The sequence below is a fragment of the Rhodococcus sp. JCM 9793 genome (genome assembly GCF_055380405.1).
This window is the reverse complement of record NZ_AP043721.1, coordinates 5,496,471-5,519,636: the sequence shown is the minus strand read 5'-3', so window position 1 is coordinate 5,519,636 and position 23,166 is coordinate 5,496,471. Positions and strand designations below refer to the sequence as shown.

General features: G+C 65.7%; 21 protein-coding genes. 9 read left to right on the top strand and 12 right to left on the bottom strand.

Features of this window, described 5'->3' with window-relative positions; all coding sequences use genetic code 11:
- Window positions 1-89: 89 nt before the first annotated feature.
- The 5 genes from ACZ46K_RS27645 to ACZ46K_RS27625 form a co-directional block, all read right to left on the bottom strand.
- Window positions 90-197 (bottom strand): methionine/alanine import family NSS transporter small subunit, encoded by a 108-nt coding sequence (locus ACZ46K_RS27645; RefSeq protein ID WP_464745907.1) that lies wholly within the window; start codon window positions 195-197, stop codon window positions 90-92.
- The gene (locus ACZ46K_RS27640; protein WP_464745905.1) at window positions 194-1,768 is read right to left on the bottom strand and encodes a sodium-dependent transporter; all 1,575 of its coding nucleotides are present in this window, start codon (window positions 1,766-1,768) and stop codon (window positions 194-196) included. The genes ACZ46K_RS27645 and ACZ46K_RS27640 overlap by 4 nt, the downstream gene beginning before the upstream one ends.
- Before the next feature lie 113 nt (window positions 1,769-1,881).
- Window positions 1,882-3,066 (bottom strand): lysylphosphatidylglycerol synthase transmembrane domain-containing protein, encoded by a 1,185-nt coding sequence (locus ACZ46K_RS27635; RefSeq protein WP_054806152.1) that lies wholly within the window; start codon window positions 3,064-3,066, stop codon window positions 1,882-1,884.
- Window positions 3,067-4,497, bottom strand: coding sequence for an HAD-IB family hydrolase (locus tag ACZ46K_RS27630; RefSeq protein ID WP_464745903.1), 1,431 nt, complete (start codon window positions 4,495-4,497; stop codon window positions 3,067-3,069).
- Window positions 4,494-6,893 (bottom strand): glycerol-3-phosphate 1-O-acyltransferase, encoded by a 2,400-nt coding sequence (locus tag ACZ46K_RS27625; RefSeq protein WP_464745901.1) that lies wholly within the window; start codon window positions 6,891-6,893, stop codon window positions 4,494-4,496. The genes ACZ46K_RS27630 and ACZ46K_RS27625 overlap by 4 nt, the downstream gene beginning before the upstream one ends.
- Before the next feature lie 192 nt (window positions 6,894-7,085).
- On the opposite strand from ACZ46K_RS27625, the gene ACZ46K_RS27620 reads away from it, so the two are divergent.
- Window positions 7,086-8,528 carry an AAA family ATPase gene (locus ACZ46K_RS27620; protein ID WP_054810060.1) on the top strand — a complete coding sequence of 481 codons (1,443 nt, stop codon included), beginning with the start codon at window positions 7,086-7,088 and terminating at the stop codon, window positions 8,526-8,528.
- A 53-nt stretch (window positions 8,529-8,581) separates the two neighbouring features.
- The gene (locus ACZ46K_RS27615) at window positions 8,582-9,304 is read left to right on the top strand and encodes a VIT1/CCC1 transporter family protein (RefSeq protein ID WP_054806154.1); all 723 of its coding nucleotides are present in this window, start codon (window positions 8,582-8,584) and stop codon (window positions 9,302-9,304) included.
- Between the two features lie 69 nt (window positions 9,305-9,373).
- Here the strand turns inward: ACZ46K_RS27615 and ACZ46K_RS27610 are convergent, their stop codons facing one another.
- Both ACZ46K_RS27610 and ACZ46K_RS27605 read right to left on the bottom strand, forming a co-directional pair.
- On the bottom strand, window positions 9,374-10,267 hold the full coding sequence (locus ACZ46K_RS27610) for a universal stress protein (RefSeq protein ID WP_464745899.1): 894 nt from the start codon (window positions 10,265-10,267) through the stop codon (window positions 9,374-9,376).
- A gap of 133 nt (window positions 10,268-10,400) precedes the next feature.
- Window positions 10,401-11,927, bottom strand: a complete 1,527-nt coding sequence (locus ACZ46K_RS27605) for a CYTH and CHAD domain-containing protein (RefSeq protein ID WP_464745897.1) — start codon at window positions 11,925-11,927, stop codon at window positions 10,401-10,403.
- A gap of 186 nt (window positions 11,928-12,113) precedes the next feature.
- On the opposite strand from ACZ46K_RS27605, the gene ACZ46K_RS27600 reads away from it, so the two are divergent.
- Entirely contained in the window at window positions 12,114-12,638 is a 525-nt protein-coding gene (locus ACZ46K_RS27600) for a flavodoxin domain-containing protein (protein WP_054806151.1), read from the top strand.
- An 18-nt stretch (window positions 12,639-12,656) separates the two neighbouring features.
- Here ACZ46K_RS27600 and ACZ46K_RS27595 read toward each other — a convergent pair whose 3' ends face one another.
- Together ACZ46K_RS27595 and ACZ46K_RS27590 are read right to left on the bottom strand one after the other, a co-directional pair.
- Entirely contained in the window at window positions 12,657-13,163 is a 507-nt protein-coding gene (locus tag ACZ46K_RS27595) for an SRPBCC family protein (protein ID WP_054806150.1), read from the bottom strand.
- A 38-nt stretch (window positions 13,164-13,201) separates the two neighbouring features.
- Window positions 13,202-14,113, bottom strand: a complete 912-nt coding sequence (locus ACZ46K_RS27590) for a pseudouridine synthase (RefSeq protein WP_464745895.1) — start codon at window positions 14,111-14,113, stop codon at window positions 13,202-13,204.
- Window positions 14,114-14,258: 145 nt separating this feature from the next.
- Here ACZ46K_RS27590 and ACZ46K_RS27585 point away from each other — a divergent pair, with 145 nt between their 5' ends.
- On the top strand, window positions 14,259-15,251 hold the full coding sequence (locus ACZ46K_RS27585) for an alpha/beta hydrolase (protein WP_464745893.1): 993 nt from the start codon (window positions 14,259-14,261) through the stop codon (window positions 15,249-15,251).
- Window positions 15,241-16,110 carry an oxidoreductase gene (locus tag ACZ46K_RS27580; protein ID WP_464745891.1) on the top strand — a complete coding sequence of 290 codons (870 nt, stop codon included), beginning with the start codon at window positions 15,241-15,243 and terminating at the stop codon, window positions 16,108-16,110. Before ACZ46K_RS27585 ends, ACZ46K_RS27580 begins: the two co-directional genes overlap by 11 nt.
- Window positions 16,111-16,123: 13 nt before the next feature.
- Here ACZ46K_RS27580 and ACZ46K_RS27575 read toward each other — a convergent pair whose 3' ends face one another.
- From ACZ46K_RS27575 to ACZ46K_RS27565, 3 genes are all read right to left on the bottom strand, one after another.
- Window positions 16,124-17,260, bottom strand: a complete 1,137-nt coding sequence (locus ACZ46K_RS27575) for an RNA polymerase sigma factor (RefSeq protein ID WP_464745889.1) — start codon at window positions 17,258-17,260, stop codon at window positions 16,124-16,126.
- Between the two features lie 97 nt (window positions 17,261-17,357).
- Window positions 17,358-17,993: a response regulator gene (locus tag ACZ46K_RS27570; RefSeq protein WP_464745887.1), complete on the bottom strand. Its 636-nt coding sequence runs from the start codon at window positions 17,991-17,993 to the stop codon at window positions 17,358-17,360.
- Window positions 17,990-19,183 (bottom strand): histidine kinase, encoded by a 1,194-nt coding sequence (locus ACZ46K_RS27565; protein WP_054810630.1) that lies wholly within the window; start codon window positions 19,181-19,183, stop codon window positions 17,990-17,992. The genes ACZ46K_RS27570 and ACZ46K_RS27565 overlap by 4 nt, the downstream gene beginning before the upstream one ends.
- A 178-nt stretch (window positions 19,184-19,361) precedes the next feature.
- On the opposite strand from ACZ46K_RS27565, the gene ACZ46K_RS27560 reads away from it, so the two are divergent.
- The 4 genes from ACZ46K_RS27560 (at window position 19,362) to ACZ46K_RS27545 (ending at window position 23,161) form a co-directional block, all read left to right on the top strand.
- The gene (locus tag ACZ46K_RS27560) at window positions 19,362-20,405 is read left to right on the top strand and encodes an ABC transporter permease (protein ID WP_054807554.1); all 1,044 of its coding nucleotides are present in this window, start codon (window positions 19,362-19,364) and stop codon (window positions 20,403-20,405) included.
- Complete coding sequence (locus tag ACZ46K_RS27555; RefSeq protein WP_054807553.1) at window positions 20,402-21,085, top strand: ABC transporter ATP-binding protein; 684 nt, start codon at window positions 20,402-20,404, stop codon at window positions 21,083-21,085. Before ACZ46K_RS27560 ends, ACZ46K_RS27555 begins: the two co-directional genes overlap by 4 nt.
- Window positions 21,086-21,159: 74 nt before the next feature.
- The gene (locus ACZ46K_RS27550; RefSeq protein WP_464745885.1) at window positions 21,160-22,209 is read left to right on the top strand and encodes a YeiH family protein; all 1,050 of its coding nucleotides are present in this window, start codon (window positions 21,160-21,162) and stop codon (window positions 22,207-22,209) included.
- 61 nt (window positions 22,210-22,270) lie between these two features.
- Window positions 22,271-23,161: an oxidoreductase gene (locus ACZ46K_RS27545; RefSeq protein ID WP_054810629.1), complete on the top strand. Its 891-nt coding sequence runs from the start codon at window positions 22,271-22,273 to the stop codon at window positions 23,159-23,161.
- Window positions 23,162-23,166 lie beyond the last annotated feature (5 nt).

Sequence of the window (23,166 nt, the reverse complement as noted above, 5' to 3'; positions counted from 1 at the left end):
TGTTGGATCCAAGGAAAGCACAAGGGCGGCGCTCCGGCCAGAGCGCCACCCCGTGTGTTACTCAACCGACACTGTCGACGGAGGAAGTCTCATTCCACGTCGTCAGGATGGCTACGTAGGTGAAGGATGCTCGCGAGCAGGCCACCCCAGAGTGTGGCCAGGGCGAGGATCATCATCACGATCGCTGAGGTGTTCACGAGGTCTCTCCCTGCTGTGTCTTGGTGAGCGCCGATGCGGAGGCCGGTCGGTTCTCATCGAATTCGAACTCGGTTTCGATCCCTCGACGCCACGGTATGAACGACATGGCGATCGCCAGCACGATCACCACGGCCTGCACACCCCACCCGAATGTCATCACGAGGTCGTCGGGGAGACCCCCATAGCCTTCGTCGATGCGGTCGCGGATCTCGCTGAACAGCATGTAGCCCAGAACCACCGGTGTGACGACACCGACGAAGATCTGCCAGACCGATCCGACCTTGAACGACGACACCGAATTGAGGTGGTCGCGCAGTTCGGGCAGGCGCCGCAGGACCCACGCGATCACGACGATGGCGACGAACGCGACACCCACGATGCCGAACTGGTTCGCGAACCGGTCCACCACATCGAGGGTGTTCAGGCCGGTCGTGGTGGGGAACAGCAGGATCGACACGATCGCCGCAGCGCCGCCGATCGTCAGGACCGCGGGCACCTTGCCGAGACCTGTCTTGTCCTGGAACGCCGAGACCGTCACCTGGATGATGCTGATCATCGATGTGAACCCGGCGAACACGAGCGAGCCGAAGAACAGCACCCCGAAAATGGGGCCGCCCGGCATCTGCGACACGATCGTCGGGAACGCGATGAATGCAAGACCGATGCCGCTCGCCACGACCTCGTCGACCGCGACGCCCTGGGCCTGCGCCATGAATCCGAGCGCCGAGAACACGCCGATGCCGGCGAGCACCTCGAAGCTCGAGTTCGAGAAGCCCACGACCAGACCGGACCCGGTCAGGTTGGTCTTGCGCTTCAGATACGACGAGTAGGTGAGCATGATGCCGAAGGCGACCGACAGCGAGAAGAAGATCTGCGCGTAGGCCGCGATCCACACGCCGGTATCGGTCAAAGCCTCCCAGTTGGGAGTGAAGAACGCATCGAGGCCCAGAGCCGCACCGTCGAGTAGCAACGCCTGGATCACCAGCGCGCCGAACAGCACCACGAGCAACGGGACGAAAATGCGGTTCGCATTGCCGATCCCACGCTGCACGCCCAGTGCGAGCACCACCAGTGTGGCGACCCAGACAATGATCAGCGGCCACACGACACCCGGAACGAAACTCAGGCCGAACGACGACTCGGCGTCGACGTGGAGGAAGTCCTCGAGGAAGAATCCCTCGGGGTTGTCGCCCCACGCCTCTGTGATCGAGAAGAACGTGTAGCACCCGGCCCACGCGACGATCACCGCGTAGTAGACCCCGATGACGAAGCAGATCAGAACCTGCCACCAACCGATGAACTCACTGCCACGGCTGAGTCGCCGGAACGCCAGCGGCGGCGATCCTCGGAACTTGTGGCCCATTGCATAGTCGACGAACAGTAGCGGAATACCCGCGGTGAGCAGGGCCACCAGGTAGGGGATGAGAAATGCCCCACCGCCGTTCTCGTACGCGATATAGGGGAATCGCCAGATATTGCCCAGGCCGACAGCCGAGCCGATGGCGGCCATGATGAACACGGACCGGCCCGACCAGACCTCGCGCTTTTGTGCAGCTTCGTGCTGTGCCACGAACCTCGTCCCTCCACTCGTTCGATTGCGTAGACGCTAGTCCTCGCGGCGTCGGAATCGGCAGAAATCCGGGATTCATGATCAGGTGTGGTGTCGGGGCACACCCGGCAGGGTCAGTCCTGCCACAGTTTGTCGAGCCCCGGACCCGGGTCGTCGTCCTCGTCGTCCGGTGCGCCGCGGTAGCGCAGGGCAAACACGATCCATCCGATCACGGCGATCAGCACGAAGCTGACCAGGCGATACACAAGCACAGCGGACAGTGCCTCCGCGCCGGACATTCCGCTCGCCGTGAGCGCGGGGACGAGCACTGCGTCCATCACACCGAGGCCCGCGGGCAGCAATGGAATCGCACGGCTTGTCGCGGTTCCGGCGGCGTAGGCGACGGCGATACCGGCGAGGCTGGGTGTGCCTCCGACGGCGTAGGCAGCGAACGCGAGGCATGCTCCGTCGCACACCCAGTTGAACAGCGACCAGCCGAAGGCGCGTGCGGCATGCGGGCGATCGAGTTTCACGGCCCCGATCTGATCGACGATCTTGCGCCACGCCCGTGAACCGGCATCCGCCGGTTTCTTCCTGAGCCGGTTGAACCCGCGCAGTGAGATCAGGCCGATGGACTCGAGCGAACCGGGGTTGCTGGCCGCGTACTGGATGAGCACCAGGAACGCGGCGAGACCACCGATGGAGAAGATCAGCGAGAACGGGTTCGTGGTGGCGCCGATCATGAGAGCACCAACGAGCCCGAGGAGCGCGAGCCCCGCGGCCTGGAGCAGACCGGCCATCACGAGCTGCCATGTTGCGATGACGGGGGCCGCTCCCCACTTGCGCATCTGCCGATAGGTGAAGGTGGTTCCCACGACGGGGCCACCTGGAAGCGTCACGCTCATCGAGTTCGATGCGAGTGCTACAGCCAGTGATTGGCGAAGAGTCACCTTCACATCTGCGGCGGACAGCAGCGTGCGTTGCACGCTCGCGAAACTCGTCATCTCTGCAACCGAGGCGAGGATCGCGGCGATCACCCACCACCAGTACAGGTGGCCGAGACCACTGACACCGTCGGTCAGCTCCGGCCACACGAGGATCACCTCGACGGTGAGCACCACCACGAGCAGGGCGCCGACGATCCACTTCAGGTAGCGACGCCGCTTCGGGGTGAGAGCGGAACCGTTGCCGTTGCCGTTGCTCTTGCCTGAGTCGTCGTTGCCCGCCGGGCCGGTCGTGTCGGTGTCACTCGAATCAGTGGTGCCGCTCGTGTCGGTGCCGTCCGTCGGCTGTTCGTCGGGGATGTTCTCGTCCGTCATCTATTCGATCGGCCAGTCCGTGAGGGTCTTGCGATACAGGTCTTCGACTGCGGTGATGTGCGTATCGAGATCGGCGACGCGCCACTCGCTCACATCGATCGGGTCGAGTACCGCGACGTCGACTGTGCCCGACCGGAGCAGGGTCGAGTGCTTCCACAGCATCTCCCCGGCATTGCGGATCACCACGGGAACGATCGGGACCTGCGCCTGCATAGCGATGCGGAAAGCGCCCTTCTTGAACGGCCCGATCTGCGGTGTGGGGGAGCGAGTGCCCTCCGGCGCGATGATGACCGAGGTGCCCTGCCGCAAAGTGTCCACCACCGGTGCCAGCGCTTCCACGGCGCGTTCGGTGTTGCCGCGGTCGACGAAGGTGGCGCCGGCGAATCGCAGCAGTGGACCGAACAATGGGTCGGTCGCCATCTCCTTCTTCGTGATGCCGGTGAAGTCGTGTCGCAGCACCTTGGCGAGGAGCACCGGGTCGAGCTGACTCTGATGGTTGAAGATGAACACCGCCGGGCGGTGTTCCCACGCGTTGGCTTCCCCGCGCACCCGCACGTCGATACCCGCGAGTGCGAGCGACACGTCGGATCCGATGTTCATGATCGAGTCGAGCGCGACCTTGCGGCTGCGGTTGACCAGCCCGAGCCCGAGCCCGGTCCAGACGGAACCGACGATTCCGCCGTAGGCGGCGGCGGTGCGCACCGCTTCCTTCACCCCGGGCGTACCTCGCGGTCGGAACCGCAGGATGGGCCACTTGCGTTCGCGTGCGATCCTGTCGAGCGTGCCGTCGGGGTTGGTCGCGGTCGGGTTTCCGGTCGTGGCGAGGAACTCGGCGTCCTCACCACCGTTGGAATAGGTGTAACTACGTGGACCGTCGATCCCGTGCTCGTCGATGAATGCTCGTGTGGCATCGGCTTTCCCGCTGCGCCACAAAGACTTTCCATCGACCCTTCCGGTCAGGACGCCGTCGACCACCTCGAGCGGAGTGAACAGCACATGCTCCACACCGAGCGCGTCGGCGCCCGCCTGGATCTGGTAGCGCGACGCCGACGACGCGATCACGACGGTGTGGCCGGCATTCTGGTGTGCCCCGATGAGCTGCCACGCCTCGGGGTACAGATGACCGGCGATCGTGGACATGAACAGGCGTTGCCCGATCTCGTACAGCTCTTCCTCGCTGTGGCCGCGCCACGCCTTGAATGCGACCGCGACGAAGCGTTCGAAATCGGCTTCGCTGTCTGTTCCACGCAAACCGTTGACCATGGTCGACGCGAGTTCGGCCGCGGTCACCTTGCCTGCGAGGAGCCGGTCGCGGAAGAAATGCAACCCCGAGAAACCGTGCACGATGGTGCCGTCGAAGTCGAAGAACGCAGCTACCTCGGGGCCCTGTGGCCCCGTCCGCACCCTGTGCAGGGCCTGCTCGATGTTCACCGCTCCGCCTTCCTGTTCGACACGTCGAGTGACTCGGCCAATGCGACCCGCTCACCGACGGCAAGCAGCTGCGACGCGAACTCGCGACGCTTCTGCGCGACCGAATCGTCGTCCCGGTCGAGAAGCCCGCGGTTGCGCGCCAGCTCCAAAGCTGTTGCGAACAGTTCCGAGGATACGGACTCCGAACCGTGCAACCGGCCTTGCAACAGCATCTGCCGACCCACCGCGACACACTCGTCGAGGAATGCGTCGCGCTCGACCTCGAGCGTAGGATCCCTGCGCGCCAGCCGCTCGGCGACGACGAGCTGCGCATCGAAGAACGAGCGCAGCGTGCGGTGCGACATGAAGAGCCCGGTCTCGACCAGCGCGTTGAGCGCCCGCCCCTCGGTGGGAAGTGGCGTTCCCCACTCCCATTCGGGCACGAGAAGCTCCACTTCCGCCCGCAACTCCGATTCGAAGGTGTCGCGGTCGGGGAAGAAGAACTCGAACTTGAGCAGGTCACGCAGCTTCTTCGCTTCGTACCATGCCGTAAGCACCGGATTGTCGCTGGGATGTTCGTGGACGAAGAGCACAGCAAGTTCGAGGATCGAGCGGTTGACGAACCAATGGATACCGCTGTTGCGGTAGAACGCGGCGACGAGATGCTGACCCGGTTGGATCGAGTACACCGCCTCGTCGCCCCCGGAGTACGTCGTCACGACACCGGCGTCGGTCAGCGCTGCGAGGACCTGGGCGAGTCCACCCTCGCGGTCGAGGAGCTGTACTTCGCCTTGCGGGGCATCGCGCGCATCGAGGTAGCTGCGCACCGGTGCGACGACGGCGCGCACCTCGTCGAGGGTGAGCGCCCGGTCGCGGACTCCGAGCAGGGCGAGGGTGACGAGGCTGTTCACGGTGACCGGTGTGGTGCGGTTGATGCCGCCCGCCACCTCGAATGCCACCTTCTGCATGGCCTTGCGCTGCAAACTCTCCCGGTCCATAGGGTCGGGGGCTGCGGCGCCCTCCGGAACTGCAGGGTCGGACAGGTCGGGGTCCCCGCCCGCCGCGAGTTGCGCTCGCATCGACAACGGTGTACCGAACTGCACGTAGACGTTGCCGGCGCTGCGCTGCTGGTTGCGGGCGTAATTCGCCAGCCACCTCAGACCCTCCGGCTTCTTCGCTGCGCCGGTCTGCTCGGCCGCCACGGCCGCGACCTCCGCGAGCCCCTCGTAGGTGATCGACACAGGTACCAGCATCGCGTCGTCGACACGACCACTCCGGATGGCGTTCGCGACGTAGTTGAGGAGGCCGTAGCGTGGTCTGCGGAGCTTGCCGGTGCGAGTGCGGCCTCCCTCGAAATACCACTCGAGGTTGAATCGTTTGCTCAGCAGAAACGCGAAGTACTCCTCCAACGCCGCCTTGTACACCGTGTCGTTCCCGAAACTCCGCCGGATGAACACGGTGCCTGTACGACGTGCGATGGGGCCGATCGGCCAGAACGTGAGGTTGGCACCGCCCATCAGGTGGTTACCGGGGAAATCGTGGTCGGCCAGGATGCCGCCCAGGACGAACGCATCGGCATACGACCGGTGGGACGGCAGGAACACCAGCGGATGCGTGCGGTTGAGCTCACGCAGAGCTTCCAAGCCGGAGTCGTCGGCGTGCACCGTCCACGCCGAGGTGTGCAGTGGCCGCATGGCCTGCGTGAAGAGGTCCGTGACCAGGCGCGACTGCACTGCCACCAGCTCATCCAGCGCGTCGCGGGCTCGCGTGTCGACCTCGTCGCGGGAAAGGTGTTCCTCGGTTGCGATGGTGTCGAGACGTCGCCGGAACGACGGTTGGTCCATGATCTGCGCGGCGACGAGCCTGGGCACCTTGTATCGATCGCCGATGACCGCGCGTTCGGCACGCTCGAGCGCGACCACGGCGCGACGCGTCACATATCGAGCGAGGGACGCCGCATCCGGAATCCTGCCGTGTTCCTCGGCCGCGAGCTGCTCACGAAGATCGTCGAGATGCGCGGGTGCTGCCACGACGATGCGATACCGGTCCGAGGATCTGCCGACCAGCCACTTCTGGATCAGGACATTGGGGTTGCGGGGGTTGGTCAGTGCGAGCACATCCGAGAAACGTGCGCGGCGAGCCCCGTCGCGTTCGGAGGGGAGCCACACGACTCGGACGGGCAGGAGGAGCGGATCGTCGGTTCGGTCGGAGAGTGCGGACGTGAGGACACGTGAGTCGAGGTCCAGGACGTCAGGGCTGCCGGACGCGCGGTAGTCGGCGGGGACGTCATCCGAGCGGCACCAACGGTCCAGGAGGTCACGTTCGATTTTCGTCCTCGCTGCGGAGAGGACGACAACCCGGCTCTTCCCTGCGTTGCTGTTCTTCTCGCCGGCGCTGGACTCCCCGTCGATACTCATTGTTCCCCCGTCCGATATCTACTCGACAGCAAACTACCGCTTTCGGGCGGGGCGCTCCGGTGCAACGGCGCAAGTCACTGTGTGACTCCGGTGCACGAATCGCACGAGATGCGGGCACAGTAGGACGAGAAGACTGCAGAACGACACGAGAGGTGCGCAGTGAACGGGCAAGCAGAGACCTCGTACGCGTCGATGCGGGAAACCCACAGTTCGGTGGTGTTCTTCGTCGGTGATCGAGTGCACAAGATGAAGAAGCCACTCGATCTGGGTTTTCTCGACAATCGCACGCGCGCTGCGCGGGAGTGGATCTGTCACCGGGAGGTGGAACTCAACCGGCGTCTTGCCCCGGACGTGTACCTCGGCGTCGCCGACATGCACGATCCGGGCGGCGAGGTCTGTGAGCACTTCGTCGTCATGACGAGGCTTCCCGATGATCGGCGTATGGCCGCGTTGATCGAACGGGGCGAAGACATCGGTGCCTCCGTCGAAGATGTGGCGCGGCAGGTTTCGGCGTTGCACGCTGCGTCGCCGCTCGACCCCGACATCGATCGGTGCGCGACTGCAGAATTCGTAGCCCAACTGTGGCAGCTGAGCCTCGATCATCTCGACCGACTTCGGATCGGTCGGGAGGCCGGAGCTGCTCTGGCCCGGATCCGCAGCGCGTCCGAGCGTTATCTGCAGGGACGCACGGCGTTGTTCGACGAGCGCGTCGCGGCCGGCCGGGCGGTGGACGGGCACGGAGACATGCTCTGCGACGACATCTTCTGTATGGATGACGGCACCCGCATCATCGACTGCCTCGAATTCGACGACGAACTGCGCTACGGAGATGCTGTCCTCGACCTTGCTTTTCTGGCAATGGATTTAGAACGCCTGGGGGTACTCGATGCGGCACGCACATTGCTCGATGCGTACGCCGTCCATGCGCACGATCACCCTCCCGTGTCGCTGGTGCACCATTACATCGCCTACCGAGCATTGGTGCGCGCCAAGGTGACTGCGCTACGTCACGAACAGGGCGACGCTGACTCACGCGCCGCCGCCCTCGGCTTCCTTGCGCAGGTCGAGCGCAATCTCGACCGTGGACGGGTGCGGCTCGTCCTCGTCGGTGGTGTTGCTGCAACCGGGAAGTCGACGTTGTCGCGGGCTGTCGGGCGCCATCTCGGGGCGACCGTCCTGCGAAGTGACGTGATCCGCAAAGAACTCGCCGGGATGGCCCCGACCGAACGTACCGGGGACGGAGTGGGCTCGGGTCTGTACTCCGCGGAGAGTACCGAGGTCACATATCGGGAACTGTGCCGGCGTGCCGCCGAGTTGCTTGCACGGGGTGAATCGGTAGTGCTCGACGCGACGTGGCTGGCGGAGGAGCATCGTGGCGCTGCGCGGGAGGTCGCGGCTTCGACGACTGCAGATCTGATCGAGGTCGAATGCACAGCCGACCGGGAGGTGCTGGTGCAGCGCATCGAATCTCGTACCGCACGCGGAGACGACGCCTCGGATGCGACTCACGCGGTGCTCGACGAACAACTGCGCCGACGCAACGACTGGCCGGATGCTGTGGTCGTCGACACGACCGAGGGTTCCCCAATCGGTACCGACTGGCTGGAAAGGGAACTCGGCCACGCGCCGTGGTGAGGTGAGCCTGACCGTGCTATCGGAAGCTCTCTGCGAGTTCTACTGTGGAGATCATGTCGATACCGGAGTCAGTGTCCGATCATGCCGCGGAGCCGCACACCAGTGGTCTCGCCACCAAACTGAACTGGTTGCGGGCCGGGGTGCTCGGCGCGAACGACGGAATCGTCTCCACGGCGGGCCTCGTCGTCGGCATTGCCGCAGCCACCACAGACCGGTCGACGATTCTCGTTGCCGGTGTGGCAGGGCTGGCCGCGGGCGCGGTCTCGATGGCGTTGGGGGAGTATGTGTCGGTGAGTGCGCAGCGCGACACCGAACGAGCCGCGTTGCGGACCGAACGCCGTGAGCTCGAGGCGATGCCCGAAGCGGAACTCGAAGAACTGACCGGCTTGCTCGAGAGCAAGGGGCTGTCGAGAGCTACTGCGCATTCGGCTGCGGAGGAACTGACCGCCCGCAACGCCCTGCGCGCCCACGCGGAGATCGAGCTGGGAATCGATCCGACCGAGCTCGCGAACCCATGGGTTGCGGCTCTGTCGTCTGCGGTTGCGTTCACAACGGGTGCGTTGGCACCTCTTCTGATGATCGTGTTCGTGGCCGAATCTGTCCGGATCCCAGTGACATTCGTTGCGGTGTTGCTCGCGCTCGCCGCGACCGGCTCGGTGGGTGCCTGGCTGGGAGGCGCGCGACCGGGACGTGCGGTGGTACGCGTCGTGCTCGGGGGTGCACTCGCCATGGCGGTGACGTACGGACTCGGCGCAGTATTCGGCGTTGCACTCTGAACGACTCGCGTATCAGGCCCACGTCCCGCAGTGGGGCGTGGGCCTGATCGCCTTCGGTTCGATGCTCGGTCAGGGCCTGCGTGCGACCAGAACGGGGCAGGGCGCGTTGTGCAGAAGGTTCTGGCTGGTGGAACCCAGCAGGGCGGCGGCGAACTGGCCCCGACCGTGGCTGCCGACGACGGCGAGCTGCGCGTCCTGCAGGTGGTTCAGCAGTACCTTCGCGGCCGGCCCGCGATCGATGACACGGCTGACCTCGACGTCCGGATACTTCTCATGCAGTCCCGCGAGGGACTCGGCGAGTACGGCCGTCTCCGACTCCGCGACGGAATCCCAGTCGACCAGCGCGGCGGTGGCGCCGACGCCGAGTGCGGCGTCGCCGATCCACGAATGCACGGCCGTGAGCGGTGCTCCGAGGGTCTGTGCGTACTCGAACGCGTATTCCACTGCTGCAGCGGAGAGTTCGCTGCCGTCCACGCCCACGACGATGGGTTCGGTGCTGGGGAGCGGGTTGGTGGTGTCGCCTCGCCACACCACGACCGGGCACGATGCGTGGTTGGAGACGCGTACGACTGTCGAGCCGAGCAGGAAGTTCTCGACCTTGCCTGCGCCCGTGGCGCCGAGGACGATGACGCGAGCGTCTTCGGCGGCCTCGAGCAGGGAGGTGGCGGCGGGCCCGGGACCGATGAAGCTCTGCACCTCGAGGCCGGGGTTGTCGGCGCGAACGAGCTCGGCGACGTCGGAGAGGACCTGCTTACCGTCCTTCTCGAGCTGTTCGACCATCTGGGACTGGATCAGGACAGCAGCTTCGCTGTAGAAGATCCCTTCGCTGGGCAGAGAATGAACGAGATGAAGGGGCGCCTCGAGGCGCGCGGCGAGGGCGCCTGCCCACCGTGCAGCTGCCGCTGCGGTCTCGGAACCGTCGACGCCTGCAACGACGGGCTTGCGGGTACTCGATGTGCTCATCGATGTCTCCTTCATTTGTACGGCGACCTGCGGGGACGGGCGATCGATCGGCTACGGATGTCACGTTACGCCATACGAATCCAGCGCATACTCGGGAATGTCGGCGCGTCGTGACAGGGCCGAAGGTCCCGATTCAGCGCCACAACGTTCGGGCGGACTTGTATGCCTTCTTCCATGCCGACTCGAGGTGTACGGCCTGTTGTGTGCCGATCTCGGCCTCGAGCTGGTGCAGAACACCGAGTCCGAAACTGGACTCGGCGGAGTGCCCTTGCTCGGACGCGAGATCGAGTAGATGGTCGCGGGCGACCACGGAGTCCTGGAACTCGCCCAGCAGATCCTGGAACTCGTCGAACCTGTCGAGTGCGTGCTCGGCGCGCTTCGGGTGCAGTGGCGCGATCACCTCGATCGCGTAGCGCAGCCGCTTCGACCCCTTGCGTGCGCGATGCATCCGTTCGTCGCGCTCGGCATCGCCGGGCGCGTCGGCCACCCGGTCCACACGCTTCGACACCTTCTTGGCGAGGTGCTCGATCGATTCGGCGAGTTTCGCGGGTTTGGGACGGTGCTGTTTGTCCCGTTTCTCCGGCGTGGCAGACAGTTCGCCGATCAGCGTGTCGAGGCTGTCGATCAGCGCCAGATACCGATCGGAATCGAGGGTCGTGATCGCTTCGGCGCGCGCAGCAGTCGACTTGGCCGTGAAGTACTCGTCGATGCGTGCCCGTGTGGCCTCGCGATACTGCTCGACGTCGATGTCCGCGACCCGATCGACGAGTCGTTCGTGTTGAACTTCGAGATCGCGAGAGGGGCTCAAACATCTTCCGAGCCAGCGCAGTTCCTCGACGAGTGTGGTGTCGATGGCAAAATCGTCGGCGTAGGTCTGCAGGGCGCTGCGGATTCGGCGGGCAGCCTTGCGCATGGTGTGCACGGCATCGGGTGCGTCGCGGCGCACGGCGATGTCGGACATCAGCAGTGTCTGTCGTTCATGGGCGAGATAGTCGCGCAGATAGCCCGCGGTACCGCGAAGGTGTCGGGGTGCCGGGATGAGATCGCCGAGTACCCGGTGCACCTTCGATGGGCTCGGGGAGCGCGTGATGCCCTCCGCTACGAGGAGCTCCTCGACGGAATCGAGGATCGAGGGGTCGGCGCCCGGCCCGAGTTCGACCTCGATCTCCCGCCATTGCGGTTCGGCGTCGTCGATGCTGCGGATCGCGGTCACGTCGTCGACGACCACTTCGGCGAGCAACGCACCGTCGGTCCCGCGGAGCCGATGCCGACGGCGTCGGGTGTTCAGAAGTGCGGCGAGAGCCACCGTGCGGTTCCGTCGGACGCCGCGGAGCAGCCCGAGCAGTGCATCAGGCACCACATCGGTGGGGCCGTCGGTCGTGAACGGGTGCAGCAGCTCGGTCCGGGTGTCGCCGCCGGAGGGGAGCTTCGAGTGCCAGCCGGCGTCTTCGCCGCCTTCACGACGGCGAAGAGTGACCTTCGACTGCAGTAATTGCAGGTCGGCAGTGTCGAAGTACTGGGCGGACAGATCGACCGTGTCGACGTCGATCGACGTGACTCCCGCGACTCCCGATAGATCGGGCAGCTCCTGGTCGGGTGTCGCCGTGTACTTGCGTTCGGTCTCTTCGGACGTCGATGTGGTCGATCTCGCCGGTGTCATGGTCCTCCTGTCCGGTGGGTGTGCACCGAGTGCTCCCTGGAGTGCAACTGTGCCATCGAGTTCCCGATATGTCGCGAGTGCGGGATGTGAACTACAACAGAAGTTCACGAGAAGGGCACTTGGGCTCTGGTCTTATGCCGATTTCCGGGTGATCATGGGGAAACGCGGGGCCTCCGGAGGGTGAGAATGAGGATTTTGGTGGCGGTGGCGAGCAAGCATGGCTCCACTGCGGAACTCGCAACGGCCTTGGCTGCGGGCCTGCGTCATCACGGCGCCGACGTCGATGTCCGCACGCCGGGCGCAGTATCGAGCGTCGCCGGTTACGACGTCGTGATCGTGGGTAGCGCTGTCTACCGCAACCGGTGGTTGCGCGCGGCCCGAGATTTCCTCGACGGGCACTCCGGGGCGCTGCGAAGTCGGGAGGTCTTCCTCTTCTCGTCCGGCCCGATCGCCGAACAGGGGCGTCCCGTGAACAATCATTACGATGTCGCGCCCGCGATGGCACGTACGGGCGCCCGTGAACACCGGACGTTCGCCGGCAAGATAGATCCCGCCGTACTCAACGCCGGTGAGCGTGTGGTCGTCCGGATGACAGGGGCTCAGCTCGGCGACTTCCGGGATTGGGATGAGATCGGTTCGTGGGCGTCGAAGATCGTCGCCCAGGTGTCCGACCGCACCGGCGTGCGCATGCCCACCGAGCACACCCGATAGCCCGGCCATCGGTCCGCTTCAGCTGTCCGGGTTGCGGTAGTGCTCCGCGAGTTCCTCTGCGCGGTCCCACATCGACCAATCGATCGCTCTGCCGTCGAGCTGGGCTTCGACGACCTCGAACCCGGCATGCCAACCCGCGCCGTGCGCGTATGCGTCGTCCTCGGTGTCCGTCGTGTGGGTGAGGGTGAGCCAGCAACCGCCGGATCCGTCGGGTGTCAGCTCCCAATGCAGGACATCGGAATCCCACATCAATTCGAGTATCTGCCCGGGGTGTACGACGAGAACCGAACCGCTCGCGGTGTGACCGGGAGGAAGACCGAAGCGGCTCACCTGTTCGTCGGTTGTGCGGAACTGTAGTTGCGCACCCGGAGTGAGGTCCCAATCGACGGCCGCAGGGAACCAGGCGTCGAGGTACTCGGGATCGGTGATGACGCCCCAGACCTTCTCCGGAGCGTGGGGGAAAGCGCGTTCGAAGCGCAAGGCCACTCGGCCGTCATAAGTACGAGAAACGCTGCCGAGACTCATGGATCCTCCAAGACGAGAAGCCCGCGCTGTCAACGGGGTCAAGAGGTGTTGTGATCCCATGCTGCCAGGTTTCTGCGGCTTGTGAAGCGAGTCCACCGACCCGTGATCGGATCGTCGAATTCGATCGCGCGAGCGAGTAGCTGGAGTGGTGACGAATAGTCGTCACGTGCAACGTCGTACACGTGCGGATAGAGAGGATCGCCCACGATGGGAATGCCGGTGGAGTTCATGTGTACGCGCAATTGATGTGTCTTCCCGGTTCTCGGTAACAGTCGGTACAACGCATGTTCGCCGTCGACACCGTGCACGTCGATGCGGGTGACGGCGTTGACCTCGCCCGGAACTTCACGAGCCTGGAGGACCCCGCGTTCCTTCACGATGCGGCTGTGCATGTCGAAGGGGAACCGGAGGTGCGGCGCGGCGGGTGCGACCGCTTCGTACTCCTTCTCGACCGCCCGGGTCTCGAAGAGCATCTGATACGCGCGGCGTGCCTCGCGGCGAACCGTGAAGACCAGTACTCCCGCGGTGAGGCGGTCGAGTCGGTGCGCAGGTGTGAGTTCAGGGAGGTCGAGTTCGCGGCGTAGTCGCACGAGTGCGGTTTCCGCGACCCACGAGCCCCGTGGAGTGATGGGAAGAAAGTGAGGTTTGTCGACGACGAGCAGATTGTCGTCACGGTAGAGAATGTCGATTTCGAACGGTATGCGTGTCTCGATCGGCGGATCGCGATAGAGGAACACGAACGTGCGAGGGACATACGGACTTGTCCGTGAGATCACAGTTCCATCACCGGCGAAAACCTCACCGGAGTCGATCTTCTCCTCGATCCGCGCGGCGTCGTCGGGGAAGCGGGCGCACAGAAACTCCGCAACCGTATCTGACATGCAGTTTTCCGGAAGTCGAAGGCGGGTCGGATTCAGCCCGTCTCGGACGGGCAGGGGAGCATCGGGCATGTGACGACACGGTAGCCGCCGAGACATCGGTTTCGGTTTCGGCTTTGCAGGATAACGATTGTGTGCAAGCCTGCTTAAGTCTCGCTCCCACTTATATCGTGTGACGAGAGTGATTCCTGGGGAAAAAGTTTAAGGAGAGCTTGGTGTGACGAATTCGTCCGAAAACGGAACGCGGCGGGGAGCGCGCGCCCTGGTGCGGCTTCTCGTGGCAGCGATCGTGGTTCCGCTCGCGCTCGTATTCGCAGGTATCGGCGCGGGTACCGCGTCGGCAGATCCGTACACCCGATTCTCCGAGGACTGGGTTGCCGCACCCGGCGGCGTCGGACAGATCAAGGTTCGCATCTGGCACGCGAACAACGGCAGCAACAAGGCCGTGTATCTGCTCGACGGCCTGCGCGCCACCGACGATGTCAGCGGCTGGGAGCACGAGACCAACGCCGCATGGCTCGCCGACAACGGCATCAACGTCGTGATGCCGGTGGGTGGACAGTCGAGTTTCTACGCCGATTGGTACTCGCCGAGCAACTTCAACGGCCAGCAGTACACCTACAAGTGGGAATCGTTCCTCACACAGAACCTGCCCGATCATCTCGCGGCCGCATACGGCATCTCCCGCAGCAACAACGCGGTCGTCGGGCTGTCGATGGGCGGGAACGCCGCCCTGATCCTGGCGGCCTACCACCGCGACCAGTTCGGCTTCGCCGGCTCCCTGTCCGGGTACCTGAACCTGTCCGCACCAGGTATGCGCGAAGCTATCCGAATCGCCATGCTCGATGCCGGCGGATTCAACTCCGACGCCATGTGGGGCCCCCCGTGGAACTCTGCGTGGCTGCGCCACGACCCGTTCGTCGCGGCACCGAACATGCGCGGTCTGCCGATGTGGATCGCCGCCTCGAGTGGTCTTCCCGGCGAACACGACCGCCCGAATTCCGCGATCGGCGTGTTCAACACCGCCAACGCCATGGGCCTCGAAGCGCTCGCACTTGCACAGAACCGCGCATTCCAGGTTCGCCTGGCCACGCTCGGTGTCGACACCGCACACTTCTCCTTCCCCTCCACCGGCACCCACACGTGGGGCTACTGGCAGGACGAACTCTGGGAGATGCTCCCGATGATGAAGGCGTCGATTGGCGCCTGAGCCCGCAGCACCACTGGTAGCGCCGGTCACCGTCTTGGTGACCGGCGCTACCAGTGGTGTGGGGGAGGCAACCGCTCGTGCACTCGGCGCGGCCGGGGCCACGGTCCTGCTCGCCGGACGCAACACGGCCAAGGGCGAACGGATCGCATCGGAGATCGGCCCCGATGCGTCGATGCACCGGCTCGATCTGGCCGACCTCGGTTCGATCCACGAGTTCTCCGACAACCTCGGCAAGCGCACGATCGACGTACTGGTCAACAACGCGGGCGTCATGGCGTTGCCACTGTCTCGGACCCCGGACGGGTTCGAGACACAGTTCGGTACGAATCACCTGGGGCATTTCGCATTGACCGGGTTGTTGCTCGACCGCATCACCACGCGCGTCGTCACCGTGTCCAGCGCCGCCTACCTCCTCGGCCGGTTGGATCTCGACGACCTCAACTGGGAGCACCGCCGCTACAGCAGGGCGGGCGCCTACGCACAGTCCAAGCTCGCGAACCTCATGTTCAGCCTGGAACTCGAGCGGCGCCTCGCGGAGACCCGTTCGTCGTTGCGTGCGATCGCAGCCCACCCCGGGTACGCCGCGACGGAGGTCGGGAGCAACACCGGCACCTGGTTCGACGGCCTTTTCGGTTTCGGCAAGAAGGTCCTGCAGCGCACCCCCGCGCAGGGCGCCGAATCGGTGGTGTGCGCGGCGGCGGATCCGTCGATGACCGGTGGCCTGATCGGACCGGGCATGCTCCTGTACGGCTCACCGCACCAGGCCCGGATCGCGCGCAGGGCGCGCGACCGTGACGCCGCACGCAGGCTGTGGGAGCTGTCGGAGAAGTTCACCGGAGTGACATTCCCCCTGCAGTGACACCCCCTCCGATCTATTCGTTCGACAGGCCGGAGGGCACCCCGGGTTCGAACGTGAACAGCGGGGGTGCCGTTGTCGTCGAACCACCGCCGTTCCCGCCACCACTGCTTCCATCTGTTTCCGAGCGCTCGGATTCGTCGTCGGAGTCGTTGTCGCGGGATCGGTCGCGTCGAGACGTCCACCCGGTCTCGGTGGTCGTGGGGGAGGCCTCGCTCATGGGCGACGGGTCGGGGGTGGTCTCCGTCGCGGATGTCTCCGTCACCGCCTCGGTTGTCGTTGCCGGGACCGGGGGAGCGCTCGTCGTGCTCGTCTCCGGCGCCGTGGTGGTCGGTGTAATCGTGGCCGGAGTGGTGCTCTGCGGGTAGTCTCCGAGGTCCAGGCGCAGGGTCGCGCCGCTCGGACTCGGGGCACTCTGTTCGGCGGGCGCACGATCGGCGAACGCGAACACCGCGACGGCGACCAATGCTGCGACCGCGGCTCCGGACGCGCCCCACGCGACGATCGCGCGTCGTGGTTGCCCGGGCGCGGGAAACCCTGCGCGATCGACAGGATCGATCCGCCGCCCCATGCTGGTGCGTTCCGCGGCGGAGGGCGGCGCGGTGAGCATCCGGTTGCGCAGGTATGGCGGTGGCGGTGTCGTCGGCAGTCGAGCGAGTTGTCCGGCCGGGTCGGTGGAGGCAGCGCTTGCACGCTCGAGCGCGGCGCCGACATCGAACCCCCTGCCGATGATCCCGGCGACCTGGTGGCCGGTGAACCCGTGCCGAACGGTGAGGTCCACCGCTTCGAGATCTGTGGGATCCAACGCGTGCACCGGAGCGAGGACAGTGGTCTCACCGTCGACGTCCGCTTCGGGGCCGGCGGGGACGTAACCCAGCGCGGAGCCGCTGGAGGCGCGCACGCACTCCGCCCGCGCGATCGCATACAACCATGGCCGGAACGTGTCGGGATCACGCAGCGTCCGGATCCGTTCGATCGCGATCCACACCGCATCGTGCACCACATCGGAGGCGGTGGACGGATCCACGAACCCGCGCACATACCCGTACAGCGTCGCGGCGTGCAGGTCGTAGACGTCAGCGGCACCGTCGCCGACCTGTGTACGCAGCGCCGAGACGAGCGAACGATCTGTCTCCCCCGAATGCCGGCTCAATCGTCGAACCTTCCGCATGTTGGATCGGTCGTGTCGTTCGGCGCAGTCTACGAGGAAACCTGCGCGTCGGTCGCCCGGACCTCCACAGGGGATCTGTTCAGCGGCGGATGTATCCGAGTTCGGTCGCTGCCGCGACTGCGGAGGTGCGGGAATCGACACCGAGCTTGGTATAGATGTGCGCGAGGTGCGATTTGACGGTGCCCTCGGTGAGGTGCAGCCGACGCCCGATCCTCTGGTTGGACAAACCCTCTGCGACAAGGGAGAGGACTTCGACCTCACGTCGGGTCAGCGCTGTGCCCGGGTTGCGCAACCGGGTGACGAGCCGATCGGCAACGGTCGGCGCCAGCGTCGTGCGTCCGGCCGCAGCCGTCCGGATTCCGGCGGCGAGGTCTTCGGGAGCTGCGTCTTTGAGGAGATAGCCAGTCGCGCCGGCCTCGATCGCAGGCAGCGTGTCGGCGTCGGTGCCGTACGTCGTCACGACGAGGATCCGCGGTGCGTCGGGGCGCGCGGTGATCGCCGCGGTGGCCTCTGCGCCGGTCATTCCGCCGCCGAACTGAAGGTCCATGACGACGACGTCGATGTCGCCCTCGGCCGCGCGGGCGACCGCGTCCTCGGCCGTTGCGGCCTCGGCCACCACCGTCATGCCCGGTTCGGTGTCGAGCACCGCGCGTAATCCGGCGCGCACGACCGGATGATCGTCGGCGAGCAGCAGTCGGATCGGTTCGTCGTTCACGAATTCACCTCGATCGTGGGGAGCGGAAGACACGCGGCGAGAGCAGTGCCGGTCCCAGGTTCGGATTCGACCGTGAATGTGCCCCGAAGATCGAGTATCCGTGCCCGCATCGCAGCCAGCCCGAAACCGTCCCCGTCCGGCCCCGGAGGGGGTACCGCACCGGGATCGAATCCGATGCCGTCGTCGACGATGTCCACAGCGACCTGGTCGTCGAGGAAACTGAGGGTGATCTTCACGGCCGTGGCGTCGGCGTGGCTCACGATGTTCGCGAGCGCGGACTGCGCGACACGCAGCAACGCCACCTCGTGGGCGGTGGGCAGGGGCACGTAGGTCCCGGTCAGGGCGAACCGGGCATCGAGACCGTGCCGCGCCGATGTGGTCGCGCAGAGGCGATCGAGTGCATCGGCGAGAGTCGTGTTCTCCAGTGCCGGGGGAGTCAGGGCAGCGACGAACCGTCGAGCCTCTGCCAGGTTGTCCACAGCGGCGGTCCGGGCCTGCACAACGAGGTCGGCAGCGGTATCGGTGCGATCCGGCAGCGCACGTTCGGCGGCGCGCAGCAGCAGTTGGATGCTCGACAGCCCCTGAGCGAGAGTGTCGTGGATTTCGCGCGCCAGCCGTTCACGCTCCTGGAGAACACCCGCGCGGTGCTGCGCGGCCGCCAGGTCGGCTCGGGTTGCGGTGAGCTCGTCGATCAGTATCCGTCGCTGCTCGCTCTCGCGGTACAGGGTCCGGTAGCCCCACACGACCGCGACGGCGACCGCGGCGCCGAGCGCCGGACCGATCACAGCAGCGGGTGTCACCGAGTCCTGATGGACGGCGAACCCGGCGACGGCGGCAACTGCGGTGAGGACCACAGCCACCAGCCCGGCGCGGCGCGGCAAGAGGTGGAGTTGCACGAAGTACAGGGGGAAGGCCAGCCATACACCTTCTGCGGACTGTGTCAGCAGAACCAGCCACACGGCACCGACAGCGGTGAGCCAGAGCGCAGCCGCGCGCGGCGACCGGGCGACGACCGGCAGCATCGGACCGATGGCGTACGTCGACGCGAGGACGACGGCCAGTGTCGCCACTGCGCCCGCATCGGGGTCGTTCCCTGCCACCGCGCGCACGACCGTCAGCGCGAGCAGACCGATCACGAGCAGATGCAAGCACCAGGCCAGGACTCTGGTGGTGGTCGTCGAGGTGTTCACTGTCGTGCCAGTTTACGGATCTCGGGCGTGCGTGGGCATCTGTCGAAAGGTGGAGGCACAAGGCTGTCGTTCGACCCGGAAACCCACCACTGAGGCCGGATGTCTGTGGGCAGTGCGACGACGACAGTGGACGGCATCGACATTTCGACATCATTCGACCGAGGAGAATGGCCGCACCGTGTTCGTTGCCTGGAGAGACCTGAGATTCGCCAAGGGCCGATTCGCACTGATGGGGGCAGTCATCGTCCTGATCACCCTCCTGGTCGGGTTGCTGTCCGGCCTCACGGCCGGTCTTGCCCGGCAGAACATCTCCGCGATCACGGATCTGAATGCCGACCGCATCGTCTTCTCGGATCCCGGCGGCGACGATCTGTCGTTCTCGACTTCCGCCCTCACCCGTGAGCAGTGGCAGCGGTGGTCCGACGCGCCGGGAGTGACGGGCGCCGAACCTCTCGGCATCTCCACTGCGCGGGCAACGGCCGGAGCGTCGAGAGCCGCGGTGTCCGTGTTCGCCGTCGGGAGCGGTTCGACGCTCGTGCCGGGTGGTGAACCGATCTCCGCCGGAACCGCGGTGTTGTCGGAGACGGCCGCCGAAGATCTGGACGCAGGTCCCGGAGACCCTGTTTCGGTGAACGGAGAGGACCTGACGGTGACGGCAGTCCGTGGCGACGACTCCTTCGGCCATACACCCGTCGTGTGGACCACCCTCACCGAACCGGCTGCCACAGTGATCGCGCTGACCACCGCAGACGGATTCGACGGCGCCGCCACGGATCGGCTCGTCGGTACGAAGACCGTCTCGAAGGGCGACTCGCTGTCCGCGATCGGCTCGTACACCTCGGAGAACGGTTCGCTGCAGTTGATGCGGGGGTTCCTGTTCGTCATCTCCGCGCTCGTCATCGGTGCGTTCTTCACCGTGTGGACCGTTCAGCGCAGCGGCGATATCGCAGTGCTGAAAGCTTTGGGAGCTCCCACGTCCTTCCTGCTGCGTGACGCACTCGGGCAGGCGGTGGCCCTGCTGACCGTCTGCACCCTCGTGGGCACCGGTCTCGCCGCGACGCTCGGCGCGCTGATCTCCGGTTCCGTCCCCTTCGACCTGTCGTTCTCGACAGTCCTGATTCCCGCCGTGGTGATGATCGCTCTGGGTGCCGTCGGTGCAGCCCTCGCGGTCCGCCGCGTCACCTCCGTCGACCCTCTGATCGCCCTGGGAAGTGCCCGATGAGCCTGAACCTGACCGATATCACACTCACCTATCCTGACGGCGACGATCGTCTTGTTGCGCTCGATCGCGTCACCCTCGACGTAGAGGCCGGAAACATCACGGCGGTCGTCGGCCCGTCGGGTTCCGGGAAATCGAGCCTGCTCGCCGTCGCCGCGACCTTGATCGCACCGGATTCCGGCACGGTCACCGTCGCTGGGACGTCCACGACCGGTATGTCCCGAGGCGCGCTGGCAGATCTGCGGCGCAAGAGAATCGGCATCGTGTTCCAGCAGCCCAATCTTCTGCCCTCGCTGACCGCCGTCGAACAACTCCAGGTCACCGCTGCGATCGACGGACGGTCTGTATCCGCGGCCCGCGGCCGGGCTCTGGCTCTCCTCGACGCGGTGGGGTTGGCCGGTTACGCGGAACGGCGCCCGCATCAGCTCTCCGGAGGACAGCGCCAACGCATCAATATTGCGCGCGCGTTGATGAACGAGCCCCCGATTCTCCTCGTCGACGAGCCGACAAGTGCTCTCGATCACGAACGCGGCGCCGAGATCGTCGACCTCATCGTCGGGCTCACCCGTCGGCAGGGCACTGCGACCGTCCTGGTCACCCATGATCGTGCCCATCTCGTCGGGGTCGACGAAGTCGTGGAGGTAGCGGACGGTCATGTTGTAGGTGCATGCCCGCGAACATAGACATATCAGTTCGATATGCACACATGCTCGAGTGACGTCTATCGGCGTGCGCCGATGCAGCGCAGAGTCGACGTATGCAGACATCCACGGCCACCGTGCCCTCATCCGAGGCTCCGACCCGACTCTCGAGCCGGGTATCGGCGGCGACCGACCTCGCACCCGGGCTTGCGCTGTGCGCGGCGGCGACGGCGGCGGCAATGGGAATCAACGCGTTCATCCCGACCGTGAGCCCGCTGCTGATCGCGATCGTTCTCGGCGCGGTCGTTGCGAACGTGGTCGACCTTCCCCAGCGTGTGCGTCCGGGTCTGAGCTTCTCGGCCAAGCGCCTGCTGCGTGTGGGCATCGCACTGCTCGGCCTGCAGTTGCTCCTCGCCGACGTCCTCGGACTCGGCTGGAAGGTCATCGTCGTGGTGATCGCCGTCGTCGCCCTCGGAATCTCGGGAACGATGTTCGTCGGCGGACTACTCGGGCTCACCTGGACCCAGCGCGTCCTGATCGCGTGTGGATTCTCGATCTGCGGTGCGGCAGCCGTGGCGGCTGTGGACGGTGTGGTCGACGCAAAAGAAGAAGAGGTGCTCACGGCCGTCGCGCTCGTGGTGATCTTCGGAACGTTGATGATCCCCGCGATCCCCCTGCTGTCGCAGGTCCTCGGCCTGTCCGACGAGGCTGCCGGCGTGTGGGCGGGAGGTTCGATCCACGAGGTCGCTCAGGTTGTTGCGGCAGGCGGCGTGATCGGCGGTGCTGCGTTGGGGGTTGCCGCGGTGACGAAGCTGGCCCGCGTACTCATGCTGGCCCCGGTGATCGCGGTGCTCGGCGTGCGTCGTCGGCTCACCGAGTCCGGAGCCGACGCGCGTCGTCCTCCGCTGGTGCCGCTGTTCGTTGCAGCGTTTCTCGTGTGCGTTGCGGTGCGAGCAACCGGGCTCATCCCGGACGGTGTACTCGACGCCGCGTCTTCCGTGCAGACAGCGTTGCTCACTGCGGCCATGTTCGCGCTCGGCGCCGGTGTGCATGTGGCGACGATCAAGAAGGTGGGTGCACGCCCCTTCGTCCTGGCTGCGATCTCGACAGTGTGGGTCGCGTCGATCGCGCTGGCCGGGGTGTTCCTCGCAGGTGTCGGGTCCTGAAACCTGTTCCGACAGCCCTGAACCCTGTTCCGACAGCACAGTCACCCGTACGCTGACCAGCATGGTGGCATGGACTTCGCAGGACATCCCCGATCAAACGGGCCGGACGTTCGTCGTGACGGGCGCGAACAGTGGACTCGGCGCTGAAACGTCACGGGCTCTCGCCGCAGCGGGTGCGCGCGTGGTGCTCGCGTGCCGCGATGTTGCGAAGGGCGAGAAGGTCGCGGCCGAACTCGGTGACCGCGTTCAGGTTCGTCGACTGGACCTGGCCGATCTGGATTCGGTGCGCGAGTTCGTCGAGGGGCTCGCGGAGTCGCATGAGGTGATCGACGTCCTGATCAACAATGCGGGGGTGATGGCAGTTCCGCTGCGGCGGACCGCAAACGGCTTCGAAATGCAGATCGGTACCAACCACCTCGGGCATTTCGCGCTCACCGCATTGCTTCTCGGGCGCATCACCGACCGGGTCGTGACGGTGAGCAGCGCGATGCATCGGATCGGGCGGATCGATCTCGACGACCTCAACTGGGAGCACCGCCGATACGACCGCTGGCTCGCATACGGACAGTCGAAGCTGGCCAATCTGTTGTTCGCCTACGAACTGCAACGACGCCTGACCGATCGCGAGTCGCCGGTGCGCTCGCTGGTCGTGCATCCGGGATACTCGTCGACCAATCTGCAGTTCCGCAGCGAGACCCTGTACGGCAAGATCATGGAACTCTCGACCCCGATCATCGGGCAGTCACCCGCAATGGGTGCGCTGCCGTCGCTGTATGCGGCGACGGTTCCCGACGTCGAACCGGGAGGTTTCTACGGTCCCGACTCGTTCTTCGAGATGCGCGGGCATCCGAAGCGGGTGCAGTCGAGCGCCCGCTCCAAGGACGAAACCGTGGCGTCGGGGCTGTGGTCACTGTCGGAGCAACTGTGCGGGGTCGAGATGCTGTCCCGCTGAAATCG